Consider the following 12790-nt stretch of genomic DNA (forward strand, 5'->3'; position numbering starts at 1 on the left):
CGCGGCAGCTAAGAAGAAGCAGACCGCCGAAAGGCATGTGGTCATGCTAGCACCTGAGACGATCCGTGCACGCGCGACACTGGTCGGTATGAGGTCCTTCCGCGATCGCTTTCCCCTCGCCGTCGGCGCCGCGACGGCTCTGCTGCTCCTGGCCGGCTGCACCACCGCCCCGGGAGCGTCCGCACCGCCGACGAGCACGACGGTGCCGTCAGACACGCGCTGGGAGGAGGCGGAGCCCGCGCCACCGACAGGCCCCGTGGTCGGCACCGGAACCGTTCTCGACGAGTCCGGGGATGTCCGGCTGTGCCTCGGCGCGATCCGCGAGTCGTATCCCCCGCAGTGCGACGGTGTGCCGCTCGACGGGTGGAGCTGGGACGGCGTGGACGGCCGCGAGACGTCCGGAGAGACGCAGTGGGGGGCCTATGCGGTCACCGGTGCCTGGGACGGCGAGCGATTCACGGTGACCGCGCCGCCCGCTCTCCTCGCGCTGTACGATCCGATGGCGCCGGAGGACCCCACCGGCGGCGTGGACGGCACCAGCACGGCGGAGGAGCTCGACCGCGTGCAGAACGACATCGCCGGCCGCCTCGGCGCGGAGGCTCTCGCGCTGTCCACCGATCGCGGCTACGTCTGGCTCCAGGTCGTCTGGGATGACGGTTCCCTGCAGAACGCCGCGGATGAGGAGTACGGCGAGGGCGTCGTCATCGTGACCTCGGCATTGCAAGAGAGCGGCTAGCCCTCGGGGATCAGCGCGAGCTTGCCGCCCGGGTGCCCGGTGGCGAGGAGGCGATGGGCCTCCGGCGCCTCGGTCAGCGGGAAAGTCCGTGCCACAGGGACCATGAGGTCGCCGTTCTGCGCCAGAGCGAGGAGTTCGCTGCGCACCTCGTCGCGGAACCGGGCGCTCTCCGGCATCGACCCGGCGATCGCGAGGAAACCCTCGGCGGACGCCCGCGACGGGTTCGCGATCGTGACGATCCTCCGGCGGTCCGCCACCAGGCTCAGGGAGACGTCGACGGCTTCGTCGGTCCCCACCGCATCGAGAGCCGCGGCGACCGGACCGTCCGCCAGCGCGCGCACCCGTTCCGCGAGCCCGGCACCGTAGGCCACGGGGATGCCGCCGAACCGCCGCACCTCGTCGAAACGCTCCGGGCTCGCCGTGCCGATGACCCGGACGTCCCGCAGCCGGGCTTGCTGCAGCACGCTGACACCCACCGCACCGGACGCTCCGTGCAGCAAGATCGTCTCCCCGGGGGCCGCCCCGGTGACGGCGAGCATCTCGGCAGCGGTCGTGCCGACGAGCAGGAGGTTCGCCGCCTCGGGGTGCGCGAGCGTCGTCGGCTTCGCGAAGACCGTGGCAGCCGGCACCGTGAGCTCCGTCGCGTACCCGCCCCGGACGCGGAAGGCCACGACCTCGTCGCCGACCCCGGCGTCGCCCGAGCCGATGCGGGTCCCGGGGCCGATCGCCACGAGCTCACCCGAGACCTCGTACCCGATGGCGACCGGGAACTCGAGCCCCGGCCGAGCGGCCGCCACATGCTTCGCGTCGGCCGGATTCACCCCGGCGGCGCGCACCCGGATCGTGACCTCGCCCCGGCGCGGCGGCGCGGGCACGTACTCCTCGAAAGCCCACGAATCGGGAGGCCCGGCCGTCGTCGCCACCCAGTGCTTCGCCATGCCCTCGCCCCTCATCGTCTCCTGTACCGGCCCGCCCCGGCTCTCAGAGGAAGCAGCGGATGTTGGTCGCGGAACCCGAGACGTTGCCCCAGGCATTGGCGTTGACGGTCGCGAGCACCGAGGCCCCGTTACGCACCTGCATGTACCCCGAGGTCCGCGCGTTCGCCGCGGAACGTGTGGCGAACGACGACGGGATGGTGATGGTGGTGCAGCTCCCCCAGCTCAGCATGCCACCGCCGAGGTTGGAGGCGTTGTACGCGCAGATCCGCCCGGTCGCGCAGGAGCCGACGGAGCGCGCCGCGACCCGCGACGACGCCGGGGCCGGTCGATACTCCATGTCGAGTTTCGGCCAGACGGCGCTGCCGCCGTCGGTCACCACACCGCCGGGAACCTCTTCGAGCAACTGGGAGAGCTGGGGATCGACGGGCTCCTCGGCTGCCGCGACGGCGGGGCCGCCGGTCACGACGAGAGCCAGGGCCACGAGAACCGCGGTCAGCGGGCGCGAGTGCTTCATTGCACGACCTCCTCAGGGATGTCCCACATCCGGTAGTCCACGACCGCACCGGCCGGGAAGACGCCGTCGTCCTTCAGGACGGTTCGCTCGATGCCGACGATGCGGCCGGTGTCGAGGGACACCAGAAGGTCGTCGCTCACGATGCCGTCCGCGGACAGCACGCGGATACCGGCGACAGGACGCCCGAGGCGGTCGGTGGACTCGCCGAGCGCCTGCGCTCCTCCGGAGGCCTCGATGAGCGTCAACACCTCGGCGTGCTGCGCGTTGGTGAGCGTCCACTGACCGAAGACCGAGGTGAGGGCGGTCACCACCTCGAAGGCCGTCGGGTCGTCCGGCATGCCGAACGCCTCCAGGAGCGCCCGCACGTCGGCGGCGGACTCCCCCGGCGCGGCGACGACCGGGGTCTCGAACTCGCCGGGGGCGAAGGTCACGCGCGAGGCCACCTCGCCGCTGCTCACGATCTCGGAGTCGCCGTTCGCGACCGCGTCCTCGGGATCGTAGGGGACGCCGTTGATGGCGAGGGCTTCCCCGGAGAGGTCTTCCCGCCAGGTGAACGTCGAGAACTGCGGCATGACCTCGGTGCGCCCCGTGTCCATCTCCGCGTTGAACGACCAGGACGCGGTCCGCACCGAGCGCTCCGGGTCGGCGGGCGGCGCGAACACCGTCAGCTCGGTCTCCGCGTCGGCCACGATGTCGCTCAGAGAGCCGGTGCTCTCGAAGACCAGCGGCGACGGAGTACCCGCGACGGCGGACTGCGGCGGAGTGAGGGCCGCGAAGGCGATGGCGACCGCCGCGGCGGCGGCGGTCAGCCCTGCGGCCCAGCCGATCGTCCGGGTCCGCCGGCGGCGCTGCGGCGCGGGAGCGGACCGGATGATGCGGTCGCGCGCGGCGATCGCGCGCGCGTCCGGCTCGGCGTCGCGCGGCGTGCGCGCGGGATCGGCCTCGACGAGCACGCGCTCGAGCAGGGCATTCTCAGGCATCACGCACTCCCCGTCTCCTCCAGTCCCAGCGTGGCGCGCAGCCGTTCCTCGGCCCGCGCCAGCGTCTTCCGCACCCGGGACTCCGAAGCGCGCAGCAGCTCCGCAATCTCCCCCACCGCGAGTCCATCCCAGTACGTGAGCATGATGATACGCCGTTGCCCGGGAGTGAGGACACCCAAAGCTCGGAGGACTTCGCTGCGGCCGAACCCGCCGAGGGTCTCCGGGTCGCCGGAGAGCCCCGCGTGCACGGCATCGATCGCACCGTGCGCGGTGGGAGAACGCCGAGCGCGGGCACGAAGGTGGCGGTCCGTCTGTCGGAGCAGCCAGACCTTCCCGGGGGGACGGGTCGGGCGCAGTCGTGACCACGCGACGAGGAACACCTCCGACACGATCTCACTGACCTCGTCGTCATCGGGGACGACGCCCTCGATGTGGTGGCGCACCGTCGCCCAGTGCTCGTCGAACACTCGTGTGAAGACCTCGTTCCGCAGCGAGCTCGGGTCTTCGCCGCGGCCGATCATGTCGGTGGGGTCGGCGGTCGGCCCGCCGCCTCCGACGTCCTGCTGCCCGGCATGTCAGAACCCGAGCCGCCCGAGCTGCTTCGGATCGCGCTGCCACTCCTTCGCGACCTTGACATGGAGCCCGAGGAAGACGCGGGTCCCGAGCAGTTCCTCGATGCCGGCGCGGGCGCGCGCTCCCACGTCGCGGAGGCGCTTGCCCTTGTGGCCGATGATGATCGCCTTCTGGCTGTCCCGCTCCACGACGATGGAGGCATGCACGTCGGTGAGGTCGCTGTCCTCGCGCGGGGCGATGTCATCGACGACGACGGCGATCGAGTGCGGGAGCTCGTCGCGCACGCCGTCGAGGGCGGCCTCGCGGATGATCTCCGCGATCCGGTCCTCGGCGGACTCGTCGGTGGTGACGCCCTCGGGGTAGAGCGCGGGCCCCTCCGGCATGAGCTGCAGGATCTCGTCCGCCAGTACCTCGAGCTGATCCCGCGTCAGCGCCGACAGCGGGATCACCGCCGCCCAGTCCTCGCGGAGGGAGTCCACCTCCATGAGTCGTTCGGTGATCTCATCGCGCCCGGCAGCATCGGTCTTCGTGACGATGGCGATCTTCTGCGCCCGCGGGTAGCCGTCCAGCGAGGCGGCGATCCGGCGGTCGCCGGGACCGACCTTCTCGGTGGCGGGCACGCAGAAGCCGATCACGTCGACGTCGCCCAGGACCTGCTCGACAAGATCGTTCAGCCGCTCGCCGAGGAGTGTGCGCGGCTTGTGGATACCGGGGGTGTCGACGATGACGAGCTGCCCGTCCGGACGGTTGAGGATGCCGCGGATCGCGCGGCGCGTGGTCTGCGGCTTCTCGCTGGTGATGGCGATCTTCTCGCCGACCAGGGCGTTGGTGAGCGTGGACTTGCCCACGTTCGGCCGCCCGACGAAGGTCACGAACCCGCTCCGGGTGTCTTCAGTCATCGCGCCGCTCTCCTTCATCCTGCACTTCTTCGGGCTCTGCTGCCCTTTCCACGAACACCGTCGCGATCCCGCGCCCCCGGCCGCGCGACGCGCCTCCGGTGAGCACGAGCCCGTGGACGGTCGCCGTCGCACCGGGCTGCGGGACCTGGCCGAGCGTCTTGCCGAGCAGGCCGCCGATGGAGTCGACGTCCTCGTCCTCGAGCTCCAGACCGAACAGATCGCCCACGTCCTCCAGCGAGAGCCGGGAGCTCACGCGATAGCGGCCGTCGCCCAGGTCGACGAACTCGGCGGACACCTGATCGTACTCGTCCGAGATCTCCCCCACGAGCTCCTCGATGAGGTCCTCCAGCGTCACCAGGCCGGAGATCCCGCCATGCTCGTCGATCACGAGGCAGACGTGCACGGCGTCGCGCTTCATCTGCTGCAGCAGCGTCTCCGCGCGCATCGACTCGGGGACGAACGTGGCCGGCCGGGCGATCGGACGGATGGAGGCCGCGCGCCAGGCGCTGTCGTCCCGGTACGCGAACTGCACGAGGTCCTTGAGGTACAGCACCCCGACGACGTCGTCGGCCTCATCGTCGACGACGGGCATGCGGGACACCCCGCGATGAAGGAAGAGCGACATGGCCTCGTCAGTCGTCGCCTCCGCACCCACGGTGACCATCTCGGTGCGCGGCACCATCACCGCCCGGACGAACTGGTCGGTGAAGTCGAACACCGAGTGGATGAGGTCGCGGTCGTCCTCCTCGATGAGGTCGTTGGACGCGGCCTCGTCGACCATGCTCAGCAGCTGGTCCTCGCTGGAGAACGAACTGCGTCCGGTCCCCGGCGTGACACGGTTGCCGAGGACGACGAGCCCCTGGGCGATGGGACCGAGGATGATCCGGAGTCCGCGCACGATGGCCGCGCTCCCGCGGATCATGCTCTCGGCGTGCTGGTGACCGAACGTCCGCGGACTCGCCCCGACGAGGACGAAGGTGATGCCGGTCATCAGGATGGCGGCGGCGAGCATCGCCCACCAGATGTTCTCGAAGACGATCGTGAACGCCACGGTGACGAGCACGGCGGCCGTCACCTCCGCGAGGACACGGATGAAGGCGACGGCGTTGACGTGCGCGTCGAGGTCGGCGGCGATGCGCCCGAGGGCCTTCGCACGGCGTCCCTCGGTGGCCATGTCCTCCAGCCCAGCGCGCGAGGTCACGCCGTATGCCGCGTCGATCGCGGCCATGAGGCCGCCGAACGCCACCAGCAGCACCGCGGCGACGAGCAGCAGCAGCTCCGTCATCGCCGACGGCGCTCGGACGCGGCGAAGCCCTGGATGAGCTGCTTCTGCAGCCCGAACATCTCCCGCTCCTCATCCGGCTCGGCGTGGTCGAACCCGAGCAGGTGCAGCAGTCCGTGCGTCGTGAGCAGGATGAGCTCGTCCATGAGGGTGTGGCCGGCGGCCTGCGCCTGCGTCTCCGCGACCTGCGGGCAGAGGACGATGTCGCCGAGCAGCCCGGGAGGCGTCGGACGGTCCTCGGTGCCGGGCCGGAGCTCGTCCATCGGGAAGCTCAGGACGTCGGTCGGCCCCGGCTCGTCCATCCACTGCACGTGCAGCGCCTCCATGGCGCCCTCGTCGACGAGCACGATGGCCACCTCGGCGTCCGCGCTGACGTGGAGCTGCGCGAGGTTGAAGTCCGTCAGCCGCTGCAGCACGGTCTCGTCGACATCGATGGCCGACTCGTTGTTGATCTCGATCATGAGAGCCCTCGTTTCGGCATGCGGTCGCGTGGTCCGGGTCGCTGGGCGCCGCGGCGCTCGGCGCGGTTGGCGAACTCGTGCGCCTGCTCGCGCTCGGCCCGCTGCGCCACGCGCCGCTCGTCGTACTCGCTGTAGGCGTCGACGATGCGCCCCACCAGGGAGTGCCGGACCACGTCGTCGCTGGTGAGACGGGAGAAGTGGATGTCGTCGATGCCGTCGAGCACCCGGGTGACCAGGCGGAGGCCGGAGGCGCCCTGCGGAAGGTCGACCTGGGTGATGTCGCCGGTGACGACCATCTTCGTGCCGAACCCGAGACGCGTGAGGAACATCTTCATCTGCTCGGGCGTGGTGTTCTGCGCCTCGTCGAGCACGACGAAGGAGTCGTTGAGGGTGCGTCCGCGCATGTACGCGAGGGGCGCGACCTCGATGGTGCCCGTCGCCATCAGGCGCGGCACGATCTCCGGATCCATCATCTCGTTGAGCGCGTCGTAGAGCGGCCGCAGGTACGGATCGATCTTGTCGGTGAGCGTGCCGGGGAGGAACCCGAGGCGCTCCCCCGCCTCGACCGCCGGACGGGTGAGGATGATGCGGGTGACCTCCTTGCGCTGCAGCGCCTGGACGGCCTTCGCCATCGCCAGGTAGGTCTTGCCCGTTCCGGCCGGACCGATGCCGAACACGATCGTGTTCTCCTCGATCGCGTCGACGTACTCCTTCTGACCGAGGGTCTTCGGCCGGATCACCTTGCCCCGCGTGGAGAGGATCGCCTCGCCCAGCACCTCGCTGGGCCGCGGGCCGCCGTCCTGACGCAGCATGCGCGCCGAGCTGGACACGTCGCTCGGGGCGAGATCGTGCCCGGCCTTGGTCATCGTGAGGAGCTCGTCGACGAGGGTCTTAGCCTTGGCGACGGCCTCGCGCGCGCCCGTGAGCGTGATCTCGTTGCCGCGGACGAGCACCTGCACGTCGCGGTGCTCGCGCTCGAGCATCCGCAGCAGCCGGTCCTGCGGACCGAGCAGCTGCACCATCGCGACGCCGTCGGCGTAGAGCCGTTCGGTGACGTTTTCCTGATCGTCAGAAGCCAACGAGCTTGTTCTCCTCGAGGTTGCCGAGCACATGGGCGTGCACGTGGAAGACGGACTGCGCGACGCTCGCGCCGTTGTTGAAGATGAGGCGGTACTCGCCGTTGGCGTGTTCCTCCGCGATGCGCTTGGCGGCGGCGACCATCTCGGCCAGCAGCGCGGGATCCCCGGCCGCGAGCTCGGTCACGTCGCGGTACTCCTCGGTCTTGGGGATGACGAGCACATGGAGCGGCGCCTGCGGATCGATGTCGCGGATCGCGAAGACGCGGCCCGTGTCGAGCAGGATCTCCCCGGGGATGTCCCCGGTGAGGATGCGCGTGAAGATCGAGGGTTCGCTCATGCTCTCAGCTTACTGGGGGGACGCGAGGCGCGGCCGGTCACCAGCGCCCGAGGGCCGCGGACAGCACGGCGATGGCCGCGGGGCCCGCCGTGGACGTGCGCAGCACGGTGTCGCCGAGCAGCACGCGTTCGGCGCCCGCGGCGGTGAGCTTCTCGAGCTCCTCCGGAGCGATCCCGCCCTCCGGACCCACCACGAGCACCAGGTCACGGTCATCCGGCACCAGGGCGGAGAGCCGCGCGGTCGCGGTCGGGTCGAGCAGGAGCACGCGCTGCGTCGCCGCGCGGGTCGCGAGCTGTGCGGTCGTTTCCGGGGCGGCCACCTCGGGTACCCAGGCACGGTGCGCCTGCTTCGCGGCCTCGCGGACGATCGTCGCCCACCGCTCACGTCCCTTCACCGCCTTCGGCCCCTCCCAGCGCGACACGCTGCGGCCCGCCTGCCACGGCACGACCTCGTCGACGCCCAGTTCGCACGCGGCTTGAACGGCGAGCTCGTCGCGGTCGCCCTTCGCGAGCGCCTGCACGAGCACGAGGCGCGGGCTCGCCGGCTCGTGCTCGACGCGCGCGGTGATCCGGACATCGACGCGCGACGGCGACACCGCTTCGGCCACGCCCGTCAGCCAGATGCCCCGACCGTCACCGACCGTGACGGCCTCGCCGACGCGCAGCCGCCGGACGACGGCCGCATGCTTCGCCTCGGCCCCGGTCAGGGAGACGAGGCCGCCCACCGCGGCATCACCCGCGGATTCGACGAGGAAGTGCAGCGCCACGATCAGTGGGCGCGGAACCGGTCGCGCAGCTTGGAGAACAGGCCCTGCTGGAACTGCGCGAGCTGCGGGCCCGGCGCCTTGTTCTTCTTGGCGAAGTCCTCGATGAGCTTGCGCTGCGCGGAGTCGAGCTTGGTGGGGGTGACCACCTGCACGCCGACGCGGAGGTCGCCGCGCTGGGTGCCGCGCAGCGGCGTGATGCCTCGGCCCTTGATGGTCAGCACGTCACCGGACTGCACGCCGGCGCGGATCTCCAGGTCGACCTCCCCGTCGAGTCCCTCGATCGAGGTCTCGGTGCCGAGGATGGCGTCGGTCATGGACACCTCGAGCGTGGCGAGCAGGTCGTCGCCGTCACGGCTGAAGGCGGGGTGCGGGTTGACCGTGACCTCCACGTAGAGGTCGCCGTTCGGGCCGCCTGCGCGGCCGACCTCGCCGGAGCCGGGGAGCTGCAGCCGCAGTCCGGTCTCGACGCCCGCCGGGATGTCGAGGGACACCGTGCGGCGCGAGCGGACGCGTCCCTGCCCGCCACAGGTGCCGCAGGGGTACGGGATGGTCGTGCCGTAGCCCTCGCAGGTGCCGCACGGCTGGGAGGTGACGACGTTGCCGAGAAGGCTCCGCACCTGACGCTGCACGTGCCCCGTGCCGCCGCAGATGTCGCAGGTGACGGGCGACGTGCCCTCCTGGCAGCACGAGCCCTGACAGGTCTCGCAGAGCACGGCCGTGTCGACCTCGATGTCGCGGTGCGCACCGAAGACCACATCGCCGAGATCGAGGGTGACCCGGACGAGCGCGTCCTGACCGCGCTCTCGCCGCGATCGCGGACGGGCGCCGCGTCCGCCACCCTGCGACGCGCCGAAGAACGTCTCGAAGATGTCGCCGAAGCCTCCGAAGCCTCCGAAGTTGTTCGCGCCGTCACCGCCGCCCATGTCGTACCGGCGGCGCGACTCCTCGTCGCTGAGCACGTCGTAGGCGTGCGTGACGAGCTTGAACTTCTCCGCAGCCTCCTCCCCCGGATTCACGTCCGGGTGGAGCTGCCGTGCCAGGCGCCGATACGCCTTCTTGATCTCGTCGGTGGAAGCGTCCCGGGACACCCCGAGAACCTCGTAGTGGTCCGCCACAATCGCCTTTCTGCGTGTGATTTCCGTGGGGCCGCGTCAGCGGCCGGCCTCGTCGTCGTCGAGCATGCGTGACAGGTAGCGGGCGACCGCCCGCGCTGCCGCGAGGTTGCTCGGATAGTCCATCCGGGTCGGGCCCATGACGCCGACCCGCGCGGTCCCCGAAGGCGCCGCGTAGTTGCTGGCGACGATCGACGCCTCGCCGAGCCCGAAGGAGGCGTTCTCGGTGCCGATGCTCGCCGCGAGGCCGTGCTCGTCCGGCACCATCTCGCTCATCAGCCGCAGCAGCGTGACCTGCTCCTCGATGGCCTCGAGGAGGGGGTGGATGCTGCCGCGGAAGTCCTGTTCGCGCCGCGCCAGGGTCGCCGCTCCGGCCATCACGAGCCGCTCCTGCCGGAAGCCGCCGAGTTCGTCGATCACGACGCCGGCGAGGGTGCGGAGCACGCGATCCTGCGGCGTCTCCTCCGTGGCGAGCAGCGCCTGCAGCCGGTCGGAGGCCGCCGCGATCGCCTGCCCCGTGATGAGGGCGGACAGCCGCGCGCGCAGCACGGCGAGGTCGGCCTCGTCGATCGCGTCCGGCAGAGCGGTGATCCGCTGCGACACCCCACCGGCGTCCGTCACCAGGACCGTGAGGAGCCGGTTCGGGGCCAGCGTCACGAGCTCCACGTGGGTCACGTGCGCCCGCGCGAACGACGGATACTGCGCCAGCGCGACCTGGCCGGTGAGCTGCGTGAGGACGCGGACGGTCCGGACCATCAGGTCGTCGAGGTCGGCCGGGTCGGCGAGGAACGACTCGATGGCGGAACGCTGAGCGGTGGAGAGAGGACGGAGCTGGGCGAGGTGATTGACGAACACCCGGTAGCCCTTGTCCGTGGGGACGCGCCCGGACGACGTGTGCGGAGCCGTGATCAGCTCCTCGTCCTCCAGCTGCGCCATGTCGTTGCGGATGGTCGCGGCCGAGACCCCGAACGAGTGCCGGTCGACGATGGAACGGCTGCCCACGGGCTCGTGCGTCTCGACGTAGTCCTGCACGATCGCGCGGAGGACCTGCAGCCCTCGCTCTGTGACCATGGCTTACCCTTCCCGCCGACCGGATGCTGGCACTCTGCTGCCCTGAGTGCCAATCCTACCTCCTGCGACCGGGAGATCTCCGAAGGCGGGGCAGCGCCGGTGGAGCCGCTCAATCCGTCAGTTCGCGCACGACGGCGTCGGCGAGGAGGCGGCCGCGGAGCGTGAGCTGCACGCGCCCGCGGATCGCCGCCGGCGCATCGATGAGACCGTCGGCGATGAGGCCGGCGATGCGGTCCCTGTTCTGCTCCGGGACGTCGGTCACCGCGATCCCCTCACGGATGCGGCTGAGGAGGAGGATGCGCTCCAGGGTCTGCGCCTCCGGGTCCGGACGTTCGCGCCCGGCCGCCGGCGAGGACGAGGCGGCCAGCCGCTGCGCGTAGGCCGCCGGGTGCTTGACGTTCCACCACCGGAGTCCGGCGACGTGGCTGTGGGCGCCGGGACCGAAGCCCCACCAGTCGCTCCCCCGCCAGTACGCGAGGTTGTGCCGCGACCGCTGCCCTTCGCTGCGGGCCCAGTTGCTGACCTCGTACCACTCGAACCCGGCGGCGGCGAGGCGCTCGTCCGCCAGCTCGTACATGTCCGCCTGCAGGTCGTCGTCCGGGGTCGGCACCTCACCGCGACGGATCTGTCGCGCGAGCTTCGTGCCGTCCTCGATGATGAGGGCATACGCGGAGACGTGGTCGGACTCCAGGGCGAGGGCGGCGTCGAGCGAGGCCTCCCAGTCGGTGAGGCTCTCCCCCGGTGCGCCGTAGATGAGGTCGACGCTGACCGCGAGTCCTGCCTCCTTCGCCGCGGCGACGGCGGTGCGGACGTTCTCGGGGCGGTGCGTCCGGTCGAGCGCGGCGAGGACGTGCGGGACGGCGGACTGCATGCCGATGGACAGCCTCGTGACCCCCGCCTCGGCGAGGATGCGCGCGACCTCCGGGGTCACGGTATCGGGGTTGGCCTCGACGGTGACCTCCGCGCCCGGTGCGAGACCGAACGCCGCGGTGGCCGCTCCCAGCATGCGGGCGAGGTCCCCCGCGGGAAGCAGCGTGGGCGTGCCGCCGCCGAAGAACACCGTGTCCATCGGGCGCAGCGCTCCGGCGTCGTCCAGCACCGTACGCGCGAGGGCGATCTCGCCGATGAGGGTGGACGCGTAGTCCTCCTGCTTCGCCCCGCGGAGCTCACCGGACGTGTACGTGTTGAAGTCGCAGTAGCCGCAGCGCACGCGGCAGAACGGGATGTGCAGGTAGGCGGAGAACGGCGTCTCGGCGGAGATCGGGAGGTCGGCGGGGAGTCGCCCGTCCGCGGGCGCCGGATCCCCGAGCGGAAGTGGTCCCGCCATCACACCGGAGTCGCGTAGAGCGGGGAGATCGCGCGGAGGTAGCGCGCGAACAGCTCGCGACGGCGGCGCTTCATCAGGGCCGGGACGAGCCGATAGAGCAGCGTGTTCGGGGCGTCGAAAGCCCGGACCGTGAACCAGACCTCGTCGTTGTCCTCGCGCCAGTCCACGTCGAACGACTCCTCGCCGCTCACAACGGAGCCCCCGACCGTGCCCAGCACGAAACCGATCCGCCGGGTCTCCTCGGTGACCGAGATCACACGGAGCTCGGAGTCGGCGCGCATGCCGCCGACGCGACCGCGGAGGTGGAGCGTCATGCCCGCGCCCACGAAGGGCATCCCCTCGGCGTCGTAGCGCGGCTCCACATCCCGCTTGCTCGGCGCGATCGGATTGCCCTCGGCGTCGAAGCTCACGCCCGCATAGGCGGGGCCGGGAGCAGGGCGGACGTCTTCCACAGACAGCCCGGCCGCACGCTGCGCCGTCCACGACAGCAGGGCTTCGCCGGCCGTCTGGAAACGCTCCTCGCCGCTGCCGATCCGCCAGGATTCCTCCGCCGGGATGCTGCGCTCCGGCGGGTACTGCATCAGATCGGGGGCGTGGGTCGCACCCACGGCCGCATAGTCCACCGTGTCGTCTCGGAAAGTCCCGCGCCGCATGAGATCCAGCCTACTTCGGGTTCCCTGAGCGAACACCCCCCGCGCCGCACGCCGTCACATCC

The 12790-nt window shown here is 71.2% G+C and carries 15 protein-coding genes; 1 reads left to right on the top strand and 14 read right to left on the bottom strand.

Going from position 1 to position 12790, the window contains the following annotated elements; translation table 11 throughout:
* Positions 1-88: 88 nt before the first annotated feature.
* Positions 89-736: a hypothetical protein gene (locus AC2W7E_RS02740; RefSeq protein WP_485988485.1), complete on the top strand. Its 648-nt coding sequence runs from the start codon at positions 89-91 to the stop codon at positions 734-736.
* Here AC2W7E_RS02740 and AC2W7E_RS02745 read toward each other — a convergent pair.
* The 14 genes from AC2W7E_RS02745 to AC2W7E_RS02810 all read right to left on the bottom strand — a co-directional run bounded on the left by AC2W7E_RS02745 (position 733) and on the right by AC2W7E_RS02810 (position 12728).
* Complete coding sequence (locus AC2W7E_RS02745) at positions 733-1674, bottom strand: quinone oxidoreductase family protein (protein ID WP_485988486.1); 942 nt, start codon at positions 1672-1674, stop codon at positions 733-735. The genes AC2W7E_RS02740 and AC2W7E_RS02745 overlap by 4 nt on opposite strands.
* A 43-nt stretch (positions 1675-1717) precedes the next feature.
* Entirely contained in the window at positions 1718-2188 is a 471-nt protein-coding gene (locus tag AC2W7E_RS02750; protein WP_485988487.1) for a hypothetical protein, read from the bottom strand.
* Positions 2185-3168, bottom strand: a complete 984-nt coding sequence (locus tag AC2W7E_RS02755; RefSeq protein WP_485988488.1) for a hypothetical protein — start codon at positions 3166-3168, stop codon at positions 2185-2187. The genes AC2W7E_RS02750 and AC2W7E_RS02755 overlap by 4 nt, the downstream gene beginning before the upstream one ends.
* Entirely contained in the window at positions 3168-3689 is a 522-nt protein-coding gene (locus AC2W7E_RS02760; protein WP_025103685.1) for an RNA polymerase sigma factor, read from the bottom strand. The genes AC2W7E_RS02755 and AC2W7E_RS02760 overlap by 1 nt, the downstream gene beginning before the upstream one ends.
* A gap of 54 nt (positions 3690-3743) precedes the next feature.
* On the bottom strand, positions 3744-4640 hold the full coding sequence (era, locus tag AC2W7E_RS02765; RefSeq protein WP_062635160.1) for a GTPase Era: 897 nt from the start codon (positions 4638-4640) through the stop codon (positions 3744-3746).
* The gene (locus AC2W7E_RS02770; protein WP_025103687.1) at positions 4633-5925 is read right to left on the bottom strand and encodes a hemolysin family protein; all 1293 of its coding nucleotides are present in this window, start codon (positions 5923-5925) and stop codon (positions 4633-4635) included. The genes era and AC2W7E_RS02770 overlap by 8 nt, the downstream gene beginning before the upstream one ends.
* On the bottom strand, positions 5922-6383 hold the full coding sequence (gene ybeY / locus AC2W7E_RS02775; RefSeq protein WP_025103688.1) for an rRNA maturation RNase YbeY: 462 nt from the start codon (positions 6381-6383) through the stop codon (positions 5922-5924). Before ybeY ends, AC2W7E_RS02770 begins: the two co-directional genes overlap by 4 nt.
* Positions 6380-7405 (bottom strand): PhoH family protein, encoded by a 1026-nt coding sequence (locus tag AC2W7E_RS02780; protein ID WP_231919667.1) that lies wholly within the window; start codon positions 7403-7405, stop codon positions 6380-6382. Before AC2W7E_RS02780 ends, ybeY begins: the two co-directional genes overlap by 4 nt.
* A 46-nt stretch (positions 7406-7451) precedes the next feature.
* The gene (locus tag AC2W7E_RS02785) at positions 7452-7799 is read right to left on the bottom strand and encodes an HIT domain-containing protein (protein WP_060922187.1); all 348 of its coding nucleotides are present in this window, start codon (positions 7797-7799) and stop codon (positions 7452-7454) included.
* A 37-nt stretch (positions 7800-7836) separates the two neighbouring features.
* The gene (locus AC2W7E_RS02790; protein ID WP_126892961.1) at positions 7837-8565 is read right to left on the bottom strand and encodes a 16S rRNA (uracil(1498)-N(3))-methyltransferase; all 729 of its coding nucleotides are present in this window, start codon (positions 8563-8565) and stop codon (positions 7837-7839) included.
* Positions 8566-8567: 2 nt separating this feature from the next.
* Positions 8568-9680: a molecular chaperone DnaJ gene (gene dnaJ / locus AC2W7E_RS02795; RefSeq protein ID WP_025103692.1), complete on the bottom strand. Its 1113-nt coding sequence runs from the start codon at positions 9678-9680 to the stop codon at positions 8568-8570.
* Positions 9681-9716: 36 nt separating this feature from the next.
* Positions 9717-10748: a heat-inducible transcriptional repressor HrcA gene (hrcA, locus tag AC2W7E_RS02800; protein ID WP_025103693.1), complete on the bottom strand. Its 1032-nt coding sequence runs from the start codon at positions 10746-10748 to the stop codon at positions 9717-9719.
* Between the two features lie 109 nt (positions 10749-10857).
* A complete protein-coding gene (hemW, locus tag AC2W7E_RS02805) occupies positions 10858-12075 on the bottom strand; it encodes a radical SAM family heme chaperone HemW (RefSeq protein ID WP_485988489.1) in 1218 nt (405 codons plus the stop codon).
* Positions 12075-12728, bottom strand: coding sequence for a DUF1990 domain-containing protein (locus AC2W7E_RS02810; protein WP_025103695.1), 654 nt, complete (start codon positions 12726-12728; stop codon positions 12075-12077). Before AC2W7E_RS02810 ends, hemW begins: the two co-directional genes overlap by 1 nt.
* Positions 12729-12790: the final 62 nt, after the last annotated feature.

The organism is Microbacterium sp. CFSPD4_SD4 (assembly GCF_057364585.1).

Coding starts and splice junctions, on each gene's coding strand:
- AC2W7E_RS02760 (WP_025103685.1), bottom strand. CDS start 3,689: ATGATCGGCCGCGGCGAAGACCCGAGCTCGCTGCGGAACGAGGTCTTC.
- hemW (WP_485988489.1), bottom strand. CDS start 12,075: ATGGCGGGACCACTTCCGCTCGGGGATCCGGCGCCCGCGGACGGGCGA.
- AC2W7E_RS02755 (WP_485988488.1), bottom strand. CDS start 3,168: ATGCCTGAGAATGCCCTGCTCGAGCGCGTGCTCGTCGAGGCCGATCCC.
- AC2W7E_RS02780 (WP_231919667.1), bottom strand. CDS start 7,405: ATGGTGCAGCTGCTCGGTCCGCAGGACCGGCTGCTGCGGATGCTCGAG.
- AC2W7E_RS02745 (WP_485988486.1), bottom strand. CDS start 1,674: ATGGCGAAGCACTGGGTGGCGACGACGGCCGGGCCTCCCGATTCGTGG.
- AC2W7E_RS02810 (WP_025103695.1), bottom strand. CDS start 12,728: ATGCGGCGCGGGACTTTCCGAGACGACACGGTGGACTATGCGGCCGTG.
- ybeY (WP_025103688.1), bottom strand. CDS start 6,383: ATGATCGAGATCAACAACGAGTCGGCCATCGATGTCGACGAGACCGTG.
- AC2W7E_RS02785 (WP_060922187.1), bottom strand. CDS start 7,799: ATGAGCGAACCCTCGATCTTCACGCGCATCCTCACCGGGGACATCCCC.
- hrcA (WP_025103693.1), bottom strand. CDS start 10,748: ATGGTCACAGAGCGAGGGCTGCAGGTCCTCCGCGCGATCGTGCAGGAC.
- era (WP_062635160.1), bottom strand. CDS start 4,640: ATGACTGAAGACACCCGGAGCGGGTTCGTGACCTTCGTCGGGCGGCCG.
- AC2W7E_RS02750 (WP_485988487.1), bottom strand. CDS start 2,188: ATGAAGCACTCGCGCCCGCTGACCGCGGTTCTCGTGGCCCTGGCTCTC.
- AC2W7E_RS02740 (WP_485988485.1), top strand. CDS start 89: ATGAGGTCCTTCCGCGATCGCTTTCCCCTCGCCGTCGGCGCCGCGACG.
- AC2W7E_RS02770 (WP_025103687.1), bottom strand. CDS start 5,925: ATGACGGAGCTGCTGCTGCTCGTCGCCGCGGTGCTGCTGGTGGCGTTC.